Consider the following 23,052-nt stretch of genomic DNA (forward strand, 5'->3'; position numbering starts at 1 on the left):
GACTGTCAGGCAGTAACATGAGGATTTATGATCAGACTGATCAGTCTTTTGTTGTTGTCGTGGTGTCTGTCCCCGCCGCTGGCCGCGCAGTCACGCAGCCTGGAATTCCCGCTGAATCTGCGCCCGGCCTTTATCGAACAGTTGCTGGCCCGCCAGGTGTTTGCCGGTGCCGATACGAGCCTGCGGGTCTGGGAGGACGGCCAGGCCTGTAACTACCTGGATCTGGCCGAGCCGGAACCGCGTCTCGCGGACGGTCATATCACCACCCGGGCGCGTGCCAGTGCCCAGGTCGGTACGGCGATCGCCGGCCGCTGTTTGTCGGTGGTGAACTGGCAGGGTTACGTCGAGGTGGATCAGCAGCCGGCGCTGGGTATCGAGCCCGGCACCGTGCAGTTCCGGGTTACCGACTCACGCGTATTTGCCGCCGATGGCGAAACGGCCGGTGTCGTCGGCACAGTCTGGAAATGGGTCAAGAAGCACGTGCAGACGCGTTTCGAGCGCCTGCAGGTAGACCTCAACCCGTTGCTCGGCGAACTCCGCCAACTGCTGCCGCAGGTCTATCCGCAGCAACCGGCACCGATACAGCGCATACTCGAAGGCATTTCATTGCAGTCTGCCACAGTCGATGCCGAACGTCTGACGCTGACCCTGCAGATGGATTTGCCGCCGGGTTTTGTCGATGTGCCGATGCCGGCCGATGAGCCGGTACTGACACCAGCAGAACTGGAACGCTGGCAACAGAGCTGGCGCCAGTGGGATGCCTTCCTGACCCATTTCATTCGCCAGGCCGGGCAGACGGCCGTCTCGGCGCAGACACGCGCCGAACTGCTGGCGGTGTTGATTGAAGCACGGCGTGACCTGTTGCCGGTCCTGACCCGGCCCAACGCGGATACGCGCTCGCTGACCGATCTGTTCGTAAAAACCTGGCAACGACTGGAACCCGTGCTACAGGATCTGAGCGCGCAGTTGCCGGCAGAATCGGCAATGCACTACCTGACTTTCATGGCAGCCGCTGACATGCTGGCCACCATAGAGTCGATCGAGGGTCAGACCGGTTTGACCCTCAACGCCGATGCCCTGCGCCGTCTGGCACGACTGGCCAATCCCGACGTCGGCGCTGAACTGTTGCAATACAGTACGGACGTCGATCCGCAGTTGCGTACGATCTTCGGTTTTGGCCCGCCTTTGCCACGCCTGCCGTCCGCTTTACCGCCACCAGAGTCGCGCGCCGATGACCCAGAAGCGCGGGCCGTGAGTGGACTGGGCGGCTACATGTTGGCGGTGCGTCCCATGCTGGTACTGCAGGACAGCCATTATGTGGAACTGGTGGAACGTCTCAACGGTTGGGCACCCACATTGCAGGTACTCGATGAATACCTGCCGCTGGTGCAGGAACTGCTGGATCGGGTCGTCGGTGCGACCCTGAACCGGCACGAACTGGCACAGCGCTACAAAACCCTTTTCCGGCCACTGGTTCTGGCTATCGCCTGGCAGGAGAGCTGCTGGCGCCAGTATGTAAAGCAGGCGGGTGAAGTCAGACCGATCCGTTCAAACGCCGGTGCCGTCGGTATCATGCAGGTCAACCAGCATGTCTGGCGCGGCTTCTATGAACTCGACGCTTTGCAGCATGACGTCGGTTATAACGCCATGGCCGGTGCGGAGATCGTGCATCACTACCTGGTCGATTACGCCATCGCCCATAAGGAACATGAGCATGAAGGCGGCATGGATAACCTCGTGCGCGCGACCTACGCTATATACAACGGTGGTCCCTCACACCGCGATCGCTATCGACGCGATAACGTCAGGGCTTCGCTCAAGCGGATCGACCAGTCGTTCTGGCATAAGTATCAGAAAGTGCGTGAGGGTGATCCGCTGGTCGTCGCGGAGTGTTATACAGGGTGAGCAGCAACTTTTTCTCTACTAACCGATGTGTTTTGCTGTTCATTACAATGATGCAATATTACCCCATGGCCCAAGCTGAAAGCTTATGCTAAAAAAAAGTCACAACCCTTACGCCAGGTTCAGGAACCACTCGCTGAGCCTGAACGATTACCTGGCCATCGATCGGACCATTCTTTCCAACGAACGTACCCTGCTGGCCTACGGGCGTACCGCCCTGGCGCAGGTCATTATCGGTGGCTCCTGCCTGAAGTTCTTCGATTCTTTCCTGCTGAATGTTATTGGCTGGGCCTTTCTCGCCGCCGCAGTTGTCACCATGGCCATAGGCTGGCGGCGTTACCTGCACACTGACCGGTTGCTGCGTGCGGCGCTGGAAAGCCAGACCGGCGGGCATGAACATCCACTGGAGGACAAGCTTACCGAGGCGGATGCTGCGAGTTCGGAGACAAAGGAGTGAACAGCCGCAGCCGCATGGTGACTAGACCGGCCAGATCCAGAGTATCAGCGGCGTCGCGATAATGACGATCATGATTTCCAGCGGCAATCCCAGGCGCCAGTAATCGCCGAAGCGGAAGCCGCCCGGTCCGAGGATCAGCGTATTATTCTGGTGGCCGATTGGCGTCAGGAAGGCACATGAAGCGCCGACCGCTACCGCCATCAGGAACGGATCCATGCTGCTGTTCAGGCCGCTCGCGATACTGATGGCGATTGGACACATGACAGCGGCGGTGGCGGCATTGTTCATGAAGTCAGACAGGATCATCGTGATGACCATCAGTACCGCCAGTGTCACCATGATACTGTTAGTGCCCGTGGCGTCGACCACCAGTCGCGCCAGCAGATCGGCGGTACCGGTGCTGGTAACGGCACCGGCAACCGGAAGCAGTGCTGCCAGTAGTACGATGACCGGCCAGTCTATGGCTTCATAAAGATTCCGGGCGGGCAGGGCCTGGCTGATGACTGCCACAAGCACGGCAAGCGCAAAGGCGATTGCCGTGGGCAGTAGACCCGTGGCAGCGGCAGCAACCGCGGCAGCCATGATGACCGTGCTGGTGATTGCCCGGCGCTTGTCGGGCAGACGCAGATTTCTTTCGGCCAAGGGTACACAGCCAAAATGTTCGGCGAATTCCATCAGTGTTTCCGGCGCGCCCTGCATCAGCAATACATCGCCGGGCCTGAGGCTCATCGAATGCAGCCTGGACATGGAACGCTGGCCCTGGCGTGATACCGCCAGCAGGTTGATACCAAACCGGCTGCGTAGCTGGATGTCGGTAATGGAACGGCCGGCCAGCCTGGAATCCGGCAGTACTGCGAGTTCGGCCAGCTTGATCTCGTCGGACTCGATCGCCGGTTTTTTATCAGCCTCATCCTTCTTGTCATTTCCATCCTTGTCTCTGTTTTCATCTTCGCCGACCAGTTTCAGGTCGAGACTGGACAGGGCGGCTGTCAACGCTTCCGGTTCCGCCTCGATGATCAGAATGTCGCCGCTTTGCGCCTTGCGGCTCGGGTTGGCGGCCGGTAGTCGCATATCGCCGCGTACCAGGCCGATCACCTGGGCATCGGCCTCGTCGAGGGCGGCCTCGATTTCATAAAGGCTCAGACCATCGGCCTTGCTGTCCTCGGGAATGCGCGCCTCGGTGAGGTAGGTGTCGGTCTTGAAGCTGTCCGTGTCCGTGCGCTCGCGGGCCGGCACCAGTCGCCAGCCGCCTAGGACAATAAGGGCGATGCCGCTGACGGCGACGACGATACCGACCGGGGTGAAATCGAACATGCCGAAGGCGGGTTGACCGGCATCGGCGCGGAAGCCGGCAACGATCAGGTTGGGCGGCGTACCGATGAGGGTGGTCATGCCGCCGAGAATAGAGCCGAAGGCCACCGGCATGAGCATGGTACCGGCCGCCAGTTTCTGGCGCTGGGCGGTCTGCAGGGCCAGCGGCATCAACAGGGCCAGGGCGCCGACGTTATTCATGAAACTCGACAGTACACCGGCGAGTATTGTCAGCAGGGCGACCGCCATGAACGGTCCCATGTCCGCCGGGAGTTTGCGGGTCAGCAGATCCACTACGCCCGAGGTCTGCAGGGCGTGGCTCATGATCAGGACGCAGGCGACAGTGATAACCGCCGGGTGACTGAAACCGGTGAATGCGCCGGCAGCCGGGACCAGTCCGCTGAGGACACAGGCCAGCAGCGCACCGCCGGCGATGATATCGTGGCGCCAGCGTCCCCAGAGAAACAGGACAATGGTGGCTGACAGAATAACGATGATGGTGATCTGGGACGCTGTCATCGTTATTCGATCAGGTATCGTGACCCACGCTGGTTACTGGCTGAAAGAGCGTCCGTGTCTGACACGCTTTATTACCGGTGTCAGTAAGACATGGCCTCAGGCCGGTTTGGATTCCAGGTGTGCAATCCGGATCGGTGCCGGCGGATGTGAATCATGGAACGCCGAATACAACGGATCCGGTGTCAGGGTATTGGCATTACCCTTGAACAGCTTGACCAGTGCGTTAATCAGGTTGCGCGTATGGGCCTGGCCGGCGGCGAAATCATCCGCCTCGAATTCGTGCTGGCGCGAGATATGGGAAAACACCGGCTGCAGGTAAAACATGAAGACCGGTGAAATCATCATGAACAGGGTCAGCGCCATATAGGTCGATGGCTGCTCGATGCCGAGGCCGCTGTAGAACCAGTCCGTATTGATGACCCAGCCGAGCAGCGCCAGGCCGGCGAGGCTGATGGCGGCCAGAATGCTCATGCGCTTGACGATATGCTGGCATTTGAAATGACCGAGTTCGTGGGCCAGGACGGCCTCGATCTCCTCGTGAGTGAGCTCGTTGAGCAGGGTGTCGAAAAAGACGATGCGCTTGTTGGAACCGAGGCCGGTGAAATAGGCATTGCCGTGGGTCGAGCGCGCCGAACCGTCCATGACGAAAATGCCGTTGCTCTCGAAACCGTTGCGTTCAAGCAGGCGCAGAATGCGATCGCGCAGTGCCGCGTCCTCCAGCGGCCGGAATTTGTTGAACAGCGGCGCGATGAACGCCGGATAGGCCCACATCATCAGCACACTGAAACCCAGCCAGGTCAACCACACGTACAACCACCACCAGCTGCCGGTGCTTTGCATGATCCACAGGACCAGTGCCAGCAGCGGTATTCCGATCACCAGAAAGACCAGGCTGTTCTTGGCAATATCCGAAACGAAAGTGGCCGGCGTCATCTTGTTGAAACCGAAACGCTCCTCCATGACGAACGTGCGGTAAATATCGGATGGCAGATCCAGCAGCGACGAGATGGCGAACGCGCTGAGCATGAAGCCAACGCCCAGCCACAGGCCGTCCAGCCCGCTGCTGCGCCAGACACTGTCGAGCAAGTCGAGCCCGCCGCCCAGTGTCCAGATCAGCAACAGCACTACGGAAATGACATAGTCAACCAGCCGCAGACGTACTTTCGCCAGCGAGTAGTCGGCTGCCTTCTGGTGATCGGCCAGCGAGACCCGGTCGGCAAAATCTTCCGGCACTTGGCTGCGGTGAACGCTGACGTGGCGGATATGGCGCCGGCTCAGCAGAAAATGAATAACGACACTGCCGGCCAGGGCAAGCAGGAAGATCCAGGTCCAGGTATTGAAAGTCATGGTGATTGGCTATGGCTTGAAAGTGAAAATACCGGCTCAGTCGCCATCCTGGCCGTGATCGTCCGTATAGCGCTTGTAGGTATCCTGTAATACGCGGCGCATGGAATCGCTGTAGCCAGCGGCGACACCGAGCAGCAGCCCGACCGCCGTGGCACTGCCGGGGTTGCGCCGGATCCAGTCGCCGATGACCGGTTCTATGCTCGCGGCCAGCGCCACTTCCAGATCGTCTGCCGGTTGCGGCCTGCGGTTGTGGCTTTTATTGCGTTTACGGGTTATAAGCCGTGCAGCGATAAAAACGATCAGGGCTACCAGCAGGAAGCCTGATGCGGTCAGTACCGCGGCGACTGCAGGCGAATAGTACTCGGCCAGCACGAAATAGCCGGCAATACCGAAAAAAACGATGGCACAGACAGACAGGACGGCGATGCTGGTGTAGGCCAGTGTGCGTATCTGGATTTTATCGCGCCAATTCATGCTTCCCATACTAAATGAACACCTCCCTGTGTTGCTATTGAATTCCCTTATGCGGGCATTAGTTTTTCACTAAAAACCGCTTCAGCGGTCGAGCAGCTTGCCGAGCAGCAGGCCGACGCCGAATGCTGCCGCCATGCTGGCATAGGGCCGCTGCTCGATTTCACCCTGGACGCTGTGCAGGGACTCACGGACCTGGGCGCGGGTCCGGTCGGCCGTTTCGCGCAGCTTCTCCTGGCCCTGGTGGGCCCGGTTGGCTGATATCTCGCGTACCGTCTGGGTGATTTCGGAGAAATCATTGCGCAGGGCGTTCAGCTGCTCCTGCAGATCCTGTTGTTCCTTGTTTGAACTTTCACTTGTTGCCATTTTAGCCTCCTTTCAGCTTTAAGACAGTTATCCCGAAATAGCCGGCGATATCGATAGCGCTGACTGTGATCGACAGATACCGGATCACGGCGCCACGCTTTCCGGCATGATCAGGGAGTTATCTACTTCGGACAGTAAGCGCGTGTTCGCGTTCCATTTTCTGTCGGATGCCGGGGACGGTTTACCCCATGAGTGAGAGGGGTGTGGCGGACACGACAGCGTTGCGGCAATAATTTAACATGCATTAGATACAGTCACAGGGAGCAGAATACGGCCATGGCACAGGACAGCGGCAACCTGATCTGGATCGATCTGGAAATGACCGGCCTCGATACGATCAACGACGCGATTATCGAGATCGCCACGATAGTGACCAGCAGTGAACTCGAGATACTGGCGGAGGGGCCGGCTATTGCCATTCACCAACCCGATAGCGTACTGGCGGGCATGGATGAGTGGAATACGAATCAGCACGGGAAATCCGGCCTCACCGAGCGTGTCCGTGCCAGCCGCTATACTACGGCGGAGGCTGAACGCCTGACCCTGGAATTCGTCAGTACCCATGTGCCGGCCAATACCTCGCCCATGTGCGGCAACAGCATTTGCCAGGATCGACGTTTCATGCATCGCCTGATGCCGGGGCTCGAGGCCTACTTTCATTACCGCAATCTCGATGTCAGCACGGTCAAGGAGCTTTACCGGCGCTGGGCGCCGCAGCGACCGCAGTTTGACAAGGATTCCTCGCACCTGGCGCTGGATGACGTACGCGATTCGATCAACGAGCTCAGATTCTACCGCGAGCACTTCTTCAGCTAGAACAGGACCGCCCCAACATGCACGCGACGATCGATTACGACACCGAACTGCCCGAGCGGCTCTATACCGCCGCCGCGGTTCGCGAGCTGGATCGCCGCGCGATTGAAGACCACGGCATTCCCGGCAGTGAGCTGATGGAACGTGCCGGCGCGGCCGCCTACACGCAGTTGCGCCAGGCCTGGCCGGAGGCACGCTGCATCACCGTCCTGTGCGGCGGCGGCAATAACGGCGGCGACGGTTTCGTGATCGCACGGCTGGCGCAGGCTGACGGGCTCGATGTGCGCCTGATCAGCAAGGCGGCCGCGACAGATCTGCACGGCGCCGCGCGTCAGGCCTGGAATGCGGCCATGGCCGCCGGCGTACCGGTGCGGCCGTTCAGCACGGCCGAGCTGGCGGCGGCCGATGTGATCGTAGACGCTCTGCTCGGTACCGGTCTGGATCGCGAGGTGCGCGGCGAACTGGGCGACTGGATAGCCGCGGTCAACGCCGCTGCCGCGCCGGTGCTGGCAGTCGATATCCCCAGCGGTCTGCACGCCGACAGCGGCCGCATACTGGGCCGGGCCGTGGATGCGGCGCTGACGGTGACCTTCATCGGCATGAAGGTCGGTTTGCTGACCGGCGCGGGCCGGGCTATTTGCGGGCGTCTGCACTTTGCCGATCTTGGTGTGCCGGCGGCGGTTTATCAGGGTGTCGACGTGGCGGCCTGGCGTCGCGACTACGCCAGCCTGGCACCGATCCTGGCGCCGCGCCGGGCAAATGCCCACAAGGGTCACTTCGGTCACGTGCTGGTGATCGGCGGCGAGGCCGGCTACGCCGGTGCCGCGCGCATGGCCGCCGAAGCGGCCGCGCGCAGCGGCGCCGGGCTGGTATCGGTGGCGACGCGGCCGCAGCATGCCGCGGTCATCGTCCAGCAGCGCCCGGAACTGATGGTGCACGCGGTCGATGAGCCGTCTGCACTGGGCCCGTTACTGGCGCGTGCCAGCGTTGTCGCGGTGGGTCCCGGCCTGGGACGCAGTGACTGGGCGCTGGGGCTGCTGGGCGCAGTGCTGGACAGCCCGTTACCGCTGGTGGTGGACGCCGACGCCCTGAACCTGCTCGCCGGTGAGCCACTGCGGCGCGACAACTGGCTGCTGACACCCCACCCCGGTGAGGCGGCACGGCTGCTGGATACGGACACTGCCTCGGTGCAGGCGGATCGGCTGGCGGCGCTGGCGCAACTGACCGCGCGCTACGGCGGCGCGGCGGTCCTCAAAGGCAGCGGTACGCTGATCGGCGCCGGGGATGCCAGCCCGGTATTGTGCAGTGACGGCAATCCGGGCATGGCCAGTGGTGGTATGGGCGATGTACTCAGCGGCGTGCTCGCCGGCCTGCTGGCACAGTTCTATCCGCATACGCTGACGCTGGCGGAGACCGGCGCGCTCGGTGTTTGTCTGCACGCCGCGGCAGCGGACACGGCGGCCGCCGGTGGCGGTGAACGCGGCCTGCTGGCGAGCGATCTTTTCCGGCCGCTGCGCCGCCTGGCCAACCCGGATCTGCACCAGGACTGATGAATTATTCGCTGGACGACAGCGCGGCGATGGAGGCCTGCGGCGGCGCCCTGGCGGCGGCCTGTCCGGCGGCCGTCATGATCCAGCTGCACGGGCCGCTGGGCGCCGGCAAGACCACGCTGGTGCGTGGCTTCCTGCGTGCCGTAGGCGTCACGGGCGCCATCAAGAGTCCGACCTACACCCTGGTGGAACCGTACGCGGTCGCCGGGCGGCAGTTCTATCATTTCGATTTGTACCGGCTGGAGGATCCGGAAGCCCTGGAAATGCTGGGATTTCGCGACTATCTCGACGCCGGTAGCGTGTGCCTGATCGAGTGGCCCGAGCAGGCTGCCGGCCTGCTGCCGGCCGCGGATATCGACGTCCGCATCGAGGTGACGCCGCAGGGTCGTCGCGTCAACTTGGCGGCGGGCACCGATAACGGTGTCAGTTTGTTGAAATCGTTCAAATTTTGAGCAAAAAACCGCTGCCCGGGCGACTTTGCCCGGATTGCCACTGGGCTTTTTTCAGGCGTTGATACTATAATTAAAACAAGAAGGTATGGAAAAAATCTTTATTAGACTTGAAAATTAACAAATAAAGGCTAATAAAATATAAGGATCTACCTAACTGGAACTGTTATGCGCGCCATTATCGCCAGCCTAGTACTATTGCTCGTACCCAGCCTGCAGGCCAGTGCCCAGGTCGAGGTGCAGGGCGTGCGTGTCTGGGCGGCGCCGGACAACACCCGCATCGTCTTCGACCTGAGTGCGCCGGTTGAGCACGAATTGCTGGAACTCGACGATCCGCAGCGCCTGGTCATCGACCTGGAGCAGGCGCGGCTGGCCGAGCAGCCGGACCAGCCGGATGCCGACGACCGCTATCTGAAAAGTCTGCGCAGCGGCATTCGCAATGGCAACGATCTGCGGGTGGTACTGGATCTCAAGCGTGACGTTACCAGCAAGACCTTTCAGCTCAAGCCCAACGAGCGCTATGGCCACCGTCTGGTGGTCGATGTCTTTCCCGCCGACGGTAACAAGACGGTCGGCAGCCCGCAGGCACCGGCGAAATCGGTGGCCGCGCGCAGCGAGTCGATGCGCGATGTCATCGTCGCCATCGATGCCGGCCATGGCGGCGAGGATCCGGGTGCCATCGGTTCCCTCGGCACGCATGAGAAAAAGGTCGTGATGGATATCGCCAAGCGTCTGGCCGCCAAGGTCAACCGCGAGGCGGGTATGCGCGCGATACTAACCCGTGACGGCGATTATTTCCTGCCGCTGCGCCGGCGCATCGAGATTGCACGCGAGCATCATGCCGATCTGTTCATATCCATCCACGCCGACGCTTTCCGTGATCGGCGTGTGCATGGTTCGTCGGTTTATGTGCTGTCACAGGATGGCGCCAGCAGCGAGGCAGCACGCTGGCTCGCGAAACAGGAAAATGCCGCCGACCAGATCGGCGGTATCAGCCTGAATGACAAGGATGACGTGCTCAAGGAAGTACTGCTCGATCTGTCACAGACCGGCACGCTGGAAGCGAGTATCGACGTGGCCGAACGTCTGATCCAGGGACTCGGCAGTACCGGCAAGCTGCACCGCCGCGACGTGCAGTCGGCCGGCTTCCTGGTGCTGAAGGCGCCGGATATTCCATCGGTACTGGTGGAAACCGCGTTCATTTCCAACCCGGATGAAGAGCGCAAGTTGCGCGATGCCGGTCACCAGAATCGGCTCGCCGATGCCATACTGCGCGGTCTGCGCCAGTATTTCGCCGATCACGCACCGGAGGGTACGCTGCTGGCCGCCCGCGAGAAGGTACGGCGTCACACCATAAGCCGCGGCGATACGCTGTCGACCATCGCCCAGCAATACAGCGTCAGCCAGGACAAGCTTAAACAATCCAACGGCCTGAAAGGCGATCGCATCCAGGTCGGCCAGGTGCTGGTCATCCCGGGCGACAGCGACAGTTAGTTCCGTGCCCCGCGCCGGCGGCTGGCTTATCATAGACCGATGTTGCGACGTTGTTTTCTGTCCCTGTCCGGGTGCTGCGCCACGCCCGTTTTCTATCTCCCGCTTCTGCCGCGGTCCGCACGGTCGTGGCGGGGCTTAGAACCTCATCAGCTCGGTGGTCGCGTGCTCGCTCTCGGCAGGGAGGCAAAATGAGCAGTCGTATCCAGACGTTACCGCAGCAGCTGGCCTGCCAGATCGCGGCCGGCGAGGGTGACGCGCGGCGACGCGCGTCACGCCACGACCAGGGAAGGTCATGGCGGGGGTTGTTAGCGAGGCCAGGACGGCCGAGCTTAGAACCTCATCAGCTCGGTGGTCGCGTGCTCGCTCTCGGCAGGGAGGCAAAATGAGCAGTCGTATCCAGACGTTGCCGCAGCAGCTGGCCTGCCAGATCGCGGCCGGCGAGGTGATAGAACGTCCCGCCTCGGTGGTCAAGGAGCTGCTGGAAAACAGTCTCGACGCCGGTGCCAGTCGCATCCAGGTCGATATCGAGGCCGCCGGCACGCGCCTGATCCGCGTACGCGACAATGGTGCCGGTATTCATGCCGACGATCTGGCGCTGGCATTGGCCCCGCACAGCACCAGCAAATTGCGCGCGGTAGCGGATCTCGCGGCGATCCGCAGTCTCGGTTTTCGCGGCGAGGCGCTCGCCAGCATTGCCGCCTGTGCGCGGCTGCGGCTGATATCCGGCCAGTCGGGTGTACGCGCCTGCGAAATCAGCGCCGAACCCGGTGCCGTATTGCCGGCGCCGGCGCCGGCGGCCCATCCGGCCGGCACGACCATCGAGGTTCGCGATCTGTTTTTCAATGTGCCGGCACGGCGCAAGTTTCTGCGCGCCGAGCAGACCGAGTTTCTCCACATTCTCGAACTGATCAAGGCGTTCAGCCTGGCGCGCAGCGATCTCGGCCTGAAGCTCAGCCACAATGGCCGTACGGTTTTCAGTATCAGCGCCGGCGCCGACCTGCTGGAGCGCGTGGCGACCGTGTTCGGTCGTGGTTTTGCCGCCCGTGCCTGCCGCGTCGACGTGGCCGATCGCGGCCTGCAGCTGAGTGGCATCGCCGGGCAACCGGCAACGGCGCGCAGCCAGGCCGATCGTCAGTATCTGTTTCTGAACGGTCGCCTGATCCGCGACCGCCGCCTGAATCATGCCCTGCGGCTGGCCTACAGCGAGGATTTGGGCGCCGGGCGCCATGCGCCGTTGCTGCTGTACCTGACGATGGATGCGGGCGATTTTGACGTCAATGTCCACCCCACCAAGCATGAGGTGCGTTTCCGCGCCGCCCGTGACGTGCATGACTTTCTCTACAGTGCGTTGCGCCAGGCGCTGGCTGATGCCGTGCCGGCGGAACAGCCCGATGCGGCTGCGGCCGACCGCCGCACGCCGGCCACGCAACCGGCACAACTGGCCGAGACGGCGGCACCCGCGTACACACCGGCCGCCGACAACGGGCCGTCGACGGCCGCCTACCTGGACCGGATCGGCCAGTACCTGCTGGCCCGCTCGGCGACGGGCCTGCTGGTCGTCGATGCCCGCGCGGCCATCGAGCAGCTGACGAGGCTGGAACTGCAGCAGGCGTGGCGCGCGGACAACTTTGATGAGCGGCCGTTGCTGCTGCCGCAGACACGCGATCTAGACCGCGACCAGGTCGCGCTGGTGGAAGCGTGGCAGACGTCGCTGGCGGCGCTGGCGATTCGCCTGGAGTTGACCGCGCCGAACCGGGTCGCGCTGCGGGCGCTGCCGAAGCAGTTGCCGGTGGCGACGCCGGTCTTGCTATCGGCACTGCTGGCACGGCTGGCGGCGTTGCCCGGCAGCGACTGGCAGCCGGCGTTGTTCGACTGCCTGGCGCAACATGCGGGCGCCGAGTTCGAGCAGGTGCTGACGGCCGAGCCGCCGGCCCAGCTGCTGCAGCGACTGCAGGCCGCACACGCCGGGCAAGGTCTCGAGACAATGCCGCCCTGGCGTGAACTGGAGGCGGCGCAGCTGGCCGCCTGGATGCGGCAGTCATGACTACAGTCGGGCAGCTGCCGGTGGTCTGCCTGATGGGGCCGACCGCAGCCGGCAAGACCGAGCTGGCCGTGGCGCTGGTGCAGGCATTGCCGTGCGACATCGTCAGCGTCGATTCGGCCATGGTCTACCGCAGCATGGACATTGGCACGGCCAAGCCCGACGCGGCGACCCGGGCGCGGGCGCCGCACCGTCTGATCGACATCTGCGATCCGGCCGAGAGCTATTCGGCGGCGCGTTTCCGGGAAGATGCCCGGCGCGAGGTCGATGCCATCCATGCGTGCGGCCGCATTCCGCTGCTGGTTGGCGGTACCGGGCTGTATTTTCGTGCATTTGCCGAGGGTCTGGCGGCGTTGCCCGGCGCCAGCCACAGCATCCGCCAGCGCCTCCAGCGCGAGGCCCGCGAACATGGCTGGCAGGCGCTGCACGCCCGGCTCGCCGAGGTCGATCCGGCCAGTGCCGGGCGTATTCACCCGAATGATCCGCAACGCCTGCAGCGGGCCTTGGAAGTCTATGAACTCAGCGGCCAGCCGCTGAGTTCATTGTGGGCCGCGGCGGCCACTGAACCCCCGCCCTATCGGCTTATCAAACGCGTGGTGGCACCGGCCGATCGGCAGGTGTTACGCACGCGCGCGGCAACCCGCTTCGAGGCCATGCTAGCGGCCGGTCTGGTGAGCGAGGTCGAGGCGCTGTACAGGCGCGGTGATCTGCATCACGGCATGGCCTCGATGCGCATGGTAGGTTATCGCCAGGTGTGGCGTTACCTGGCCGGGCAGCTTGATTATCAGGAAATGATAACGCATGCTGTTGCTGCAACGCGTCAATTGGCAAAACGTCAGCTCACGTGGTTCCGGGCCGAGCGCGATGCGCGCTGGTATGACAGCACTGAAGCTGGCCTGGCGGAACGGTTGCAGGACGATCTGCAGGCGGAACTGCGGGCCTGATGAGACTGTAATATAATCTGAGGTATCAATTGCTAGACTACGAGCATAACAAGACCCCCTCAGGCGGGCGGCGCGGGCCGCACCGACAATAATTCAAGGAGAACAACGATGAGTAAGGGGCATTCCCTGCAGGACCCTTTTTTGAATGCTTTGCGCAAGGATCGGACGCCGGTGTCGATTTATCTGGTCAACGGCATAAAGTTACAGGGGCAGGTGGAGTCATTCGATCAGTTTGTCATTCTGCTTAAAAACACGGTCAGTCAACTGGTTTACAAGCATGCCATTTCGACCATCGTACCCGCGCGGGCCGTCAAACTGCCGCGTGCCGATGAAGACAACGGCGAGGATTGAAAACGTTCGTGCCGCCGTCGGCCGATTGCAGCCAGTATGGTAAGTGAATGGAATCACACGCCGTACTGATTCACATCAACTTCCGCGACCCGGATTTCAAAGAAGCCCTGGACGAGTTCGTACTGCTGTCGGAGTCGGCCGGTGTCGATGTCATGGACATCATCACCGGTAGTCGCGACAGCCCTGACGCGCGTTATTTCGTCGGCACCGGCAAGGCCGAGGAAATTCGCGACTGTGTGCAGCGCAACAATGCGCCTTTGGCTATATTCAACCACGATCTGTCGCCGGCCCAGGAACGCAATCTCGAACAGTTCCTGCAATGCCGGGTGCTGGATCGCAGCGGCCTGATTCTCGATATCTTCGCCCAGCGGGCACGCACCTATGAAGGCAAGCTGCAGGTCGAGCTGGCACAGTTACAGCACCTGTCGACCCGGTTGATCCGCGGCTGGACCCACCTCGAGCGGCAAAAGGGCGGTATCGGGCTGCGCGGACCGGGCGAAACGCAGCTCGAGACCGACCGCCGCTTGATCGGCCAGCGTATCAAGGCGATCCATGGCCGTCTCGACAAGGTGCGCGGCCAGCGCGAGCAAAGCGGTAAACAACGGCGTGAATCCAGCACGCCGGTGATGTCGCTGATCGGCTATACCAACGCCGGCAAGTCGACGCTGTTTAACCACCTGACCGGGGCCGGTGTCTACGCGGCAAACAAACTGTTTGCCACGCTCGACCCGACCATTCGCCGCTGCGAGCTGGCCAGCGGCCGGGCCGTGGTACTCAGCGACACGGTCGGCTTCATCCGCCATATCCCGCACGATCTGATCGCCGCGTTCCGCGCCACGCTGGAGGAAACGCGACAGTCGGATGTGCTGCTGCATGTGGTCGACAGCAACGATGCCGAACGCGAAGCGCGCATTGAGCAGGTCAACAGCGTATTGAGTGAAATCGGCGCCGGCCACATTCCACAGATCCTCATTTACAACAAGATCGATCAGGAAGACCTGGCGCCGCGCATGGACTACGATGCCGGCAATCAGCGCTTCAGCATCTGGCTGTCGGCGCAAAATGGTAGCGGCATGGGCCTGTTGCACGAGGTGCTTGACCGTCACGTGCGCGGCAATGCCGAGCGCCACGAACTGCATTTGCCGCCGACGGCGGGTAAACTGCGGGCCGAACTGTTCGAACTCGGCGCGGTGCGCGAGGAGCAGACGTCCGACGACGGCGGCTGGTTGCTGAAAGTCGACCTCGACAGCCGCCAGCTGCACAAACTCATGCATACTGACGGCATCGATCCGGGCATGCTGCAATAAACGCGGTTGCAAGTTGCAGCTGCACGACGCAGTCCGTAAGATCGAAGGCTGTTTGTCTGGCACCAAATTCAAATTCAGCCACACTGGAGAATCAAAACCGCATGGGTTGGAATGAACCATCAGGCGGGCAAGGTCCGAAGGATCCCTGGGGTAATCGCGGCGGTCGCAATAACGGCGACGGCCCACCGGATCTGGACGAGGTTGTCCGCAAATTACAGCAGCGCCTGAGCGGGCTGTTCGGTCAGCGTCCGCCGGTGGGCGGCGGTGGCAATAATGCCAGCGGCAATCCGTTGCTGTGGCTGGGTCTGGTCGTGCTGCTCGTTATCTGGCTGGCCTATGACATGTTCTATGTCATCGACCAGCAACAGCGCGGTGTGGTGTTGCGCTTTGGTGAGTACCAGACAACCCTGCAGCCGGGCCTGAGCATGCGTATGCCGCGGCCGTTTGAACGTGTCTTGAAGGTGAATACGGGGCAGACGAACACGGTCAGCCATGAAGCTTCCATGCTGACCCAGGATGAGAACATCATCAGTGTCGAAGCCGCGGTGCAGTGGCGCATCGACGATCCGACCAACTACCTGTTTGAAGTGTCGGCACCGGATGCGACGCTGCGCCAGGTCGTGGAAAGCGCGATCCGTGAGATCGTAGGCCGCAACAAGCTCGACTTCGTGCTCACCGAGGGGCGCAGCCAGATTGAAAGTGAACAGAAAGAACGCATACAAAGCGTTCTGAACGAGTACAACACCGGCATTCTGATTACCAGTGTGGACCTGCAGACGGTGAAACCGCCGGAAGCGGTGAAAGATGCCTTCGACGACGCCATCAAGGCACGTGAGGACGAGCAGCGCCAGATCAACAAGGCCGAGGCCTATCGTAACGAGATTATTCCGCGCGCCCGCGGTGCGGCCGCACGCCTGACGGAAGAGGCGATGGGCTACAAGGAACGGGTGATTGCCCGCGCCGAGGGTCAGGCCGACCGCTTTACATTGTTGCTGGATGAATACCAGCAGTCGCCGGAGGTGACCCGCCAGCGCCTGTATCTCGATACCATGCAATATGTCCTTGATCGCAACAGTAAGATACTCATGGATACCGACGGGGGCAGCAACCTGACCTATCTGCCGATCGACAAGCTGATGCAGGAATCGCGCAAGCAGAACAAGCAGAGTGACAGTGGCGAGTCCGGGGCCATGGCGCCGACGCAATCATTGCCGGCGATGCCACCATCCCAAAACCGTCAGGGATCGTCATCGCGTTACAACGATCGTAGCCGGGAGGCACGCTGATTATGACTACCTGGATCCAGCGACTGGCCCTGCCGGTTATCGTGCTACTGATCATCGTCTATTTCTCGGCCTTCAAGGTCGACCAGTGGGAAAAGGCGATCGTCTTCAAATTCCGTGAGATCGAGCGTACGGACCTTGGTCCGGGCCTGCATTTCATGATCCCGATGGTCAATACCGTACAGAAATTCGATACGCGTGTTCTTAATCTGGACCAGGATCCGCAGCGTTTCCTGACCAGCGAAAAAAAGGACGTGATCGTCGACTACTACGTCAAGTGGCGCATTGAGAACCTGGACAGCTTCTATACCTCGACACGTGGTGACATGATGCGTGCCGAGCTGTTGCTGTCGCAGAAGATCAACGGTGCCCTGCGTGAAGAATTCGCCGATCGCACGGTGCAGGAAGTTGTGGCCAGTGAACGCGGCATGGTCATGAATCTGGTACAGGATCGGCTCGATACTTTGACTGATGATCTGGGTATCGATGTGCTTGATGTACGCACCATGCGTATCGATCTGCCCGAGAATGTCAGTGCCTCGGTTTATGAACGTATGCGTGCCGAACGTGAACGCGTGGCCAAGGATTTTCGTGCCCGCGGTGCCGAGGCCGCCGAGCGTATTCAGGCCAATGCTGATCGCGAGCGTGAGGTCATTCTGGCCAGGGCCTATCGTGATGCCGAGGTCGTCCGCGGTGAAGGTGATGCACAGGCCGCCGAGATATATGCCAACGCCTATAATCGCGACAGCGAGTTCTATAACTTCTACCGTAGCCTGGGCGTCTATCGCGAAGGCTTTGACGGTGAGAACAGTATATTGTTGTTGAAGCCGGACAGTGAACTGTTCCGCTACTTCAATACGCCGCAACCACAATAGCCCAGCCAGTCGCAGAAACGGGCCGTGTGCATGACGGTGGATGCTGAAGTGCAAGAGCACACGATGACGCCATGTGGATAGAACTCATAACCGCGCTGGCACTGGTTTGTGTGATTGAAGGCATCATGCCCTTTCTCAGCCCTGCGGGTTTCCGCAGGGCGATGCTTCAGGCATCCCAGCTCGACGATGCAACCCTGCGCGTCATCGGCCTGGGTAGTATGATTCTCGGAACGGCTCTGCTCTATCTGGTGCACTGATCCATGACCCTGCGCGATCGCTGGTTACTGCCCGAAGGGGTTGACGAGGTTCTGCCGCCGCGTGCCGCGGCGCTGGAACAGCTGTGCCGTGAGGTCATCGATCTGTACGCCACCTGGGGCTATGAACTGGTTATACCTCCGCTCATCGAGTTTCTCGATTCGTTGCTGACCGGCACCGGTAGCGATCTCGATATCCAGACGTTCAAGCTGACCGACCAGCTGACCGGCAGGCTCATGGGACTGCGTGCCGACACCACGCCACAGGTGGCGCGCATCGATGCGCACAAACTCAAGCGCGAGATACCGACACGGCTGTGTTACCTGGGCACTGTGGTGCATACCCGGCCGATGGGCACCGGTGACAGTCGCTGTCCGCTGCAGGTCGGTGCCGAGCTGTACGGTCATAGCGGTGTCGAGAGCGACGCCGAAGTGCTGTGCCTGATGCTGGAGACCCTGAAGCTGGTCGGCCAGCAACAGGTGTACGTGGATCTCGGTCATATGGGTATCGTCCGCGCCATCGTTGCCGCGGCCGGCCTTGATGACGATCAAACGGCTGTATTGTTCGATGTACTGCAACGCAAGGCGGCGGCTGAACTGGATGAATTGATTGCCAGCTGGCAGATCGACGGCGATCAGGCTATTGCCATGCGCGCGTTGATCGAGATGAACGGCGATGCAGAGGTTCTGCAGCAGGCCCGTCAGGCGATGGCTGCAGGTGGCGCGGCGGTGACGGCGGCCATTGATGAGCTTGAGCGGTTGATCGAAATCGTCGGCAGCCGTTACCCGGACGTGAATTTCTATGTCGATCCGGCCGAATTGCGTGGTTATCACTATCATACCGGCCTGATGTTCGCCGCCTACCTGCAGGGGGAGGGCGTCGGCGTCGCCTATGGTGGTCGCTATGATGATATCGGCAAGGCCTTTGGCCGCGCCCGGCCGGCGACCGGCTTCAGTGTCGATCTCAAACGTTTACTGGCCCTGCACGACACGGCGGTACGGTTGTCACCCGGCATCGCGGCGCCCTGGTCGACGGATGCCGCGCTGCAGGCGCTGGTCGCGGATCTGCGCGCGCAGGGCGAGCGGGTCGTCGTGCAGTTGCCGGGCACCGAGGCCACGCTGGCCGAACTCGGTTGCGATCGCTGCATCGTCGAGCGCGACGGTCAGTGGCAAATCGTCAGCGCCTGACGGCGTTGGCCTGAATACTCATTTTCCAGTCAATAAATAACGGGTCATTGGACAGGCACTAGCATGGGCAAGAATGTCGTCGTCGTCGGTACGCAGTGGGGGGATGAAGGCAAGGGCAAACTGGTCGATCTGCTGACCGATCGTACGGCAGCCGTTGTGCGCTTTCAGGGCGGGCACAATGCCGGCCACACCGTGGTTATCGATGGCAAGAAAACAGTTCTGCACCTGATTCCATCCGGCATCCTGCGCGATGGCGTGCAGTGCCTGATCGGCAACGGCGTCGTGTTAAGTCCGTCGGCACTGCTTGAGGAATTGCGCATGCTGGAAGCCAGCGGCGTGCCGGCGCGCCAGCAGTTACGCATCAGCGAAGCCTGTCCGTTGATATTGCCGTATCACGTGGCCCTGGACCACGCCCGTGAAAAGGCCCGCGGCAAGGCGGCGATCGGTACGACCGGTCGCGGTATCGGCCCGGCCTACGAGGACAAGAGCGCGCGCCGCGCACTGCGCGTTGGCGACCTCATGCATCGCGAACGCTTTGCCGCGCAGCTCGGCGAGGTTCTGGATATCCATAATTTCATGCTGCAGTACTACTACAAGAGCGAACCGCTGGACTTCCAGGCCATTCTTGATGAATGCCTGCAGCAAGCTGAAGAGATCATGCCGATGATCGATGATGTTACCGATATCCTGCATCGCCTGCGCCAGTCCGGAGACAACGTATTGTACGAAGGTGCGCAGGGTGCGCTGCTGGATATCGATCATGGCACCTATCCCTACGTGACCTCGTCGAACACCACCGCCGGGGGTGCGGCGACCGGTACCGGCATGGGACTGCGCGAGTTCGATTACGTACTCGGCATTACCAAGGCGTACACCACACGCGTCGGTTCCGGACCATTCCCGACCGAACTGTTCGATGACATGGGTGAGCACCTGGCGCGCCGCGGTCACGAGTTCGGTGCCACGACCGGCCGGGCACGACGTTGTGGCTGGTTCGATGCCGTGTCGCTGAAACGCTCGGTAGACATCAACAGCGTCTCCGGGCTGTGTATTACCAAGCTCGACGTACTCGATGGCCTGGAGTCGATCCAGATCTGTACCGGTTACGATTGCAATGGTCAGCAGCGGCAGACGCCGCCGGTCGGCGCCGATGCGCTGGCCGATTGTGAACCGGTCTACGAGGAGATGCCCGGCTGGCAGGAATCCACCGTCGGGGTGAAACGCTACAAGGAACTGCCGGCCAACGCGCGCGCCTACCTGGAACGCATCGAAGCGATCGTCGGCACGCCGATCGATATCGTCTCCACCGGTCCGGATCGTGGCGAGACCATCATTCAGCGGCACCCGTTCGAGTGAGTCTGCAATATCTGCCGGTTGACAGGACCGACGCAGAAACGCTGACCATGTAATAGCCGTGCGACGGCGCAAGTAGAATCGGCAAGCGGGCGAGCAAAACCAGACTCTGGTCGGGACAGCTCGTGATGATGAATACTATTGAAGGCTGCTGACAGGCAGAAACAGGCCAGCGAACTGCAAAGGGCGTGTTTAAAAAATTGGTGCCGAGGAGAGGACTTGAACCTCCACGGGGTTTCCCCCACTAGCACCTGAAGCTAGCGCGTCTACCAATTCCGCCACCTCGGCCAATCTGGAAAAAGCGGTTAAAACAGCACCGCTTTGCCGAAACATCAATGCCATATTGCCATCAGTCAGGCATACTGCGCACTGCTATTTCGGGCTTGTCGGCATCGGCCGGCAAGCGGCCTGTCCAACAAGCGGCGGAGATTACATAGGCTCTTGATTAATGTCAACGCGTAAGAAAAAGAAAGCGCCACAACAGGGTTCAGACGGGCGTCGGGAAACCCGGTCGCTGTCGTTGGAAAGTCAGCAGCGGGTACTCGACTACTTGCGCGAAGCGGGTAAGCCGCGCGCCATCGACCGCCTGGCTGCGGACCTGGAACTGGATTCCGACAAACAGCGCCAGCAGCTGGAACAGACGCTGGGCGAACTCGTGGCGCAGGGCATCATCCTGCGCAACCGCCGCGACCAGGTGGGTCTGGCCGACAAGATGGATTTGATCCGTGGCCGCATTATCGGCCATCCCGACGGCTTCGGTTTTCTGGTGCCGGATCAGGGCGGCGAGGATCTGTACATGTCGCCGCGCGAGATGCGCACGCTGCTGCACGGCGACCGGATACTGGCCAGTGTCGCCGGCATCGATCGGCGCGGCCGGCGCCTGGGCGCGCTGGTCGAAGTGCTGGAACGGGCCAACCAGAAGATCGTAGGCCGCTATTTCCATGAGCACGGTATCGGTTTTGTCTCGCCCGATAACCGGCGCATCAACCAGGACATTCTCATCCCGCCGGAACACACGGCCGACGCGGACCACGGCCAGTTCGTCGTTGCCGAAATCACGGCGCAGCCGGAAAAGAAGCGCCAGCCGCTGGGTAAAATCGTCAAGGTACTGGGCGACCATCTGGCGCCCGGCATGGCGGTTGAAGTGGCGATCCATGCTTTCAGCCTGCCGCACGAGTGGCCCGCCGCGGTCGAACGCGAAGCCGCCAAAGTACCGGACAAGGTCAGCGAGCAGGAGTACGCCGGGCGCGAGGATTTGCGCGCCAAGCCGCTGGTGACGATCGACGGCGAGGATGCACGCGACTTCGACGACGCGGTGTACTGTGAACGCGATGGTGACGGTTGGCGGCTGTGGGTGTGTATTGCCGATGTCTCGCATTACGTCAAGCCGGACAGTGCGCTCGATAACGAGGCACGTCAGCGCGGCAACTCGGTGTATTTCCCGGGCCAGGTGATCCCGATGCTGCCGGAGGTGCTGTCGAACGAGATCTGCTCGCTCAAGCCCGAGGTCGAACGCCTGTGCATGGCCTGCGAGATGCAGGTCGACAGCCGCGGCGAGGTTACGGGCAAGCGCTTCTACCCGGCGGTGATGCGTTCGGCGGCACGGCTGACCTACAGCGAGGTCGGCAGCGTGCTGGCGGGTGAACCGCGCAGTCTGCCGCCCGCCAAGCAGGACGTGATCCCACACCTGGAAAACCTGTACGCGCTTTACCAGCTTATGCATGCTCGCCGCGAGCATCACGGTCTGCTCGAGTTTGCCAGTACCGAGACCAAGCTGGTGTTCAACGAGGATGGTCATGTCGACGATGTCATCGTCATCGAGCGCAACGATGCCCATCGCATTATCGAGGAATTCATGCTGGCGGCGAATGTTGCTACCGGCGAATTTCTGACGGAACAGAAGATTCCGACGCTGTACCGCGTGCATGACACACCGAAGGAAGAAAAGCTTGAGGACCTGCGCAAGCTGCTCGGTGAAATGGGCATCACGCTGGGCGGCGGCGACAACCCGGACGCCAGCGACTACGCCCGTGTGATTGAGCAGATCCAGGGCCGCGAGAACGCCCACACCATCGAGACCGTGTTGTTGCGCAGTATGCCGATGGCGGTGTACTCGCCGGAAAACCTCGGTCATTTCGGCCTCAACTTCCCGGTCTACGCCCATTTTACATCGCCGATCCGGCGCTACCCGGACCTGCTGGTTCACCGCGGTATCCGCCATGCGCTCGCCGGCAAGCCGGCCGGCGATTTCGATTACGGCTGGGACGACATGCAGACGCTCGGCGATCACTGCTCGATGACCGAGCGCCGTGCCGACGAGGCCACGCGTGATGCCATCCTGCGCTATAAGTGTGAATTCATGCGCGATCGCATCGGCGAGGCATTCGACGCGATCATTACCGGCGTGACCAACTTTGGCATCTTCGTCGAGATGGCCGATGTTTATACCGAAGGCCTGGTGCATGTCACTGCACTGCGCAACGACTATTATCACTTCGACCCGGTGGCCCATCAGTTGACCGGTGAACGCAGCGGCCGCACTTACCGGCTGGCCGATCGTGTGCGCGTCCGGGTCATGCGGGTGGACGTCGACGAGCGCAAGATCGATCTGGAACTGGCCGACAGCCCGCAGAAGGAAGGTGACGCCGGCAAGGCCGCGAAGCCCGCTCAGAATCAGGACGACAAGACGGAAAAAAAGAAAAAGAAGCGTCGGCGGCGCAAACGCAAGCGTACGGGCAAGAAACCGGACGCCGACGCCTGAGTCGCGTTAGCTGGGG

At 61.5% G+C, this 23,052-nt stretch carries 20 protein-coding genes and 1 tRNA gene; 16 read left to right on the plus strand and 5 right to left on the minus strand.

Going from position 1 to position 23,052, the window contains the following annotated elements:
- The first annotated feature begins 27 nt into the window (after positions 1 to 27).
- A complete protein-coding gene (locus J2T55_RS01865; protein WP_259053892.1) occupies positions 28 to 1,905 on the plus strand; it encodes a lytic transglycosylase domain-containing protein in 1,878 nt (625 codons plus the stop codon).
- 85 nt (positions 1,906 to 1,990) lie between these two features.
- Positions 1,991 to 2,359: a DUF202 domain-containing protein gene (locus J2T55_RS01870; protein WP_259053893.1), complete on the plus strand. Its 369-nt coding sequence runs from the start codon at positions 1,991 to 1,993 to the stop codon at positions 2,357 to 2,359.
- Positions 2,360 to 2,380: 21 nt separating this feature from the next.
- Here J2T55_RS01870 and J2T55_RS01875 read toward each other — a convergent pair whose 3' ends face one another.
- The 4 genes from J2T55_RS01875 to J2T55_RS01890 form a co-directional block, all read right to left on the minus strand.
- Positions 2,381 to 4,189, minus strand: coding sequence for an SLC13 family permease (locus J2T55_RS01875; RefSeq protein WP_259053894.1), 1,809 nt, complete (start codon positions 4,187 to 4,189; stop codon positions 2,381 to 2,383).
- Positions 4,190 to 4,285: 96 nt separating this feature from the next.
- Entirely contained in the window at positions 4,286 to 5,536 is a 1,251-nt protein-coding gene (locus J2T55_RS01880) for a M48 family metallopeptidase (protein ID WP_259053895.1), read from the minus strand.
- Between the two features lie 36 nt (positions 5,537 to 5,572).
- A complete protein-coding gene (locus J2T55_RS01885; RefSeq protein WP_259053896.1) occupies positions 5,573 to 6,019 on the minus strand; it encodes a hypothetical protein in 447 nt (148 codons plus the stop codon).
- Positions 6,020 to 6,091: 72 nt separating this feature from the next.
- Positions 6,092 to 6,373, minus strand: a complete 282-nt coding sequence (locus tag J2T55_RS01890) for a hypothetical protein (protein ID WP_259053897.1) — start codon at positions 6,371 to 6,373, stop codon at positions 6,092 to 6,094.
- A 276-nt stretch (positions 6,374 to 6,649) separates the two neighbouring features.
- On the opposite strand from J2T55_RS01890, the gene orn reads away from it, so the two are divergent.
- The 13 genes from orn (at position 6,650) to J2T55_RS01955 (ending at position 20,278) form a co-directional block, all read left to right on the plus strand.
- Positions 6,650 to 7,189: an oligoribonuclease gene (gene orn / locus J2T55_RS01895; RefSeq protein ID WP_259053898.1), complete on the plus strand. Its 540-nt coding sequence runs from the start codon at positions 6,650 to 6,652 to the stop codon at positions 7,187 to 7,189.
- A 17-nt stretch (positions 7,190 to 7,206) separates the two neighbouring features.
- Complete coding sequence (locus J2T55_RS01900) at positions 7,207 to 8,736, plus strand: NAD(P)H-hydrate dehydratase (RefSeq protein ID WP_259053899.1); 1,530 nt, start codon at positions 7,207 to 7,209, stop codon at positions 8,734 to 8,736.
- Positions 8,736 to 9,188 carry a tRNA (adenosine(37)-N6)-threonylcarbamoyltransferase complex ATPase subunit type 1 TsaE gene (gene tsaE / locus J2T55_RS01905; protein ID WP_259053902.1) on the plus strand — a complete coding sequence of 151 codons (453 nt, stop codon included), beginning with the start codon at positions 8,736 to 8,738 and terminating at the stop codon, positions 9,186 to 9,188. Before J2T55_RS01900 ends, tsaE begins: the two co-directional genes overlap by 1 nt.
- 165 nt (positions 9,189 to 9,353) lie before the next feature.
- On the plus strand, positions 9,354 to 10,679 hold the full coding sequence (locus J2T55_RS01910; protein WP_259053903.1) for an N-acetylmuramoyl-L-alanine amidase: 1,326 nt from the start codon (positions 9,354 to 9,356) through the stop codon (positions 10,677 to 10,679).
- Between the two features lie 382 nt (positions 10,680 to 11,061).
- Positions 11,062 to 12,723 carry a DNA mismatch repair endonuclease MutL gene (gene mutL, locus J2T55_RS01915; protein ID WP_259053904.1) on the plus strand — a complete coding sequence of 554 codons (1,662 nt, stop codon included), beginning with the start codon at positions 11,062 to 11,064 and terminating at the stop codon, positions 12,721 to 12,723.
- Positions 12,720 to 13,664: a tRNA (adenosine(37)-N6)-dimethylallyltransferase MiaA gene (gene miaA, locus J2T55_RS01920; protein WP_259053905.1), complete on the plus strand. Its 945-nt coding sequence runs from the start codon at positions 12,720 to 12,722 to the stop codon at positions 13,662 to 13,664. The genes mutL and miaA overlap by 4 nt, the downstream gene beginning before the upstream one ends.
- Before the next feature lie 108 nt (positions 13,665 to 13,772).
- Entirely contained in the window at positions 13,773 to 14,015 is a 243-nt protein-coding gene (gene hfq, locus J2T55_RS01925; protein ID WP_259053906.1) for an RNA chaperone Hfq, read from the plus strand.
- A 47-nt stretch (positions 14,016 to 14,062) separates the two neighbouring features.
- On the plus strand, positions 14,063 to 15,322 hold the full coding sequence (gene hflX, locus J2T55_RS01930) for a ribosome rescue GTPase HflX (protein ID WP_259053907.1): 1,260 nt from the start codon (positions 14,063 to 14,065) through the stop codon (positions 15,320 to 15,322).
- A 101-nt stretch (positions 15,323 to 15,423) separates the two neighbouring features.
- Positions 15,424 to 16,608 (plus strand): FtsH protease activity modulator HflK, encoded by a 1,185-nt coding sequence (gene hflK, locus J2T55_RS01935; RefSeq protein WP_259053908.1) that lies wholly within the window; start codon positions 15,424 to 15,426, stop codon positions 16,606 to 16,608.
- A 2-nt stretch (positions 16,609 to 16,610) separates the two neighbouring features.
- The gene (gene hflC / locus J2T55_RS01940) at positions 16,611 to 17,480 is read left to right on the plus strand and encodes a protease modulator HflC (protein WP_259053909.1); all 870 of its coding nucleotides are present in this window, start codon (positions 16,611 to 16,613) and stop codon (positions 17,478 to 17,480) included.
- Positions 17,481 to 17,551: 71 nt separating this feature from the next.
- Positions 17,552 to 17,737, plus strand: coding sequence for a DUF2065 domain-containing protein (locus J2T55_RS01945; RefSeq protein WP_259053910.1), 186 nt, complete (start codon positions 17,552 to 17,554; stop codon positions 17,735 to 17,737).
- 3 nt (positions 17,738 to 17,740) lie between these two features.
- On the plus strand, positions 17,741 to 18,922 hold the full coding sequence (locus J2T55_RS01950; RefSeq protein WP_259053911.1) for an ATP phosphoribosyltransferase regulatory subunit: 1,182 nt from the start codon (positions 17,741 to 17,743) through the stop codon (positions 18,920 to 18,922).
- Between the two features lie 63 nt (positions 18,923 to 18,985).
- Positions 18,986 to 20,278, plus strand: coding sequence for an adenylosuccinate synthase (locus J2T55_RS01955; protein WP_259053912.1), 1,293 nt, complete (start codon positions 18,986 to 18,988; stop codon positions 20,276 to 20,278).
- A 198-nt stretch (positions 20,279 to 20,476) separates the two neighbouring features.
- Here J2T55_RS01955 and J2T55_RS01960 read toward each other — a convergent pair.
- Positions 20,477 to 20,563 (minus strand) — tRNA-Leu (locus tag J2T55_RS01960).
- A gap of 160 nt (positions 20,564 to 20,723) precedes the next feature.
- Here J2T55_RS01960 and rnr point away from each other — a divergent pair.
- The gene (rnr, locus tag J2T55_RS01965; RefSeq protein ID WP_259053914.1) at positions 20,724 to 23,036 is read left to right on the plus strand and encodes a ribonuclease R; all 2,313 of its coding nucleotides are present in this window, start codon (positions 20,724 to 20,726) and stop codon (positions 23,034 to 23,036) included.
- Positions 23,037 to 23,052 lie beyond the last annotated feature (16 nt).

It is taken from the genome of Methylohalomonas lacus (assembly GCF_024808875.1).
In the GTDB taxonomy this organism is placed as follows: domain Bacteria; phylum Pseudomonadota; class Gammaproteobacteria; order Methylohalomonadales; family Methylohalomonadaceae; genus Methylohalomonas; species Methylohalomonas lacus.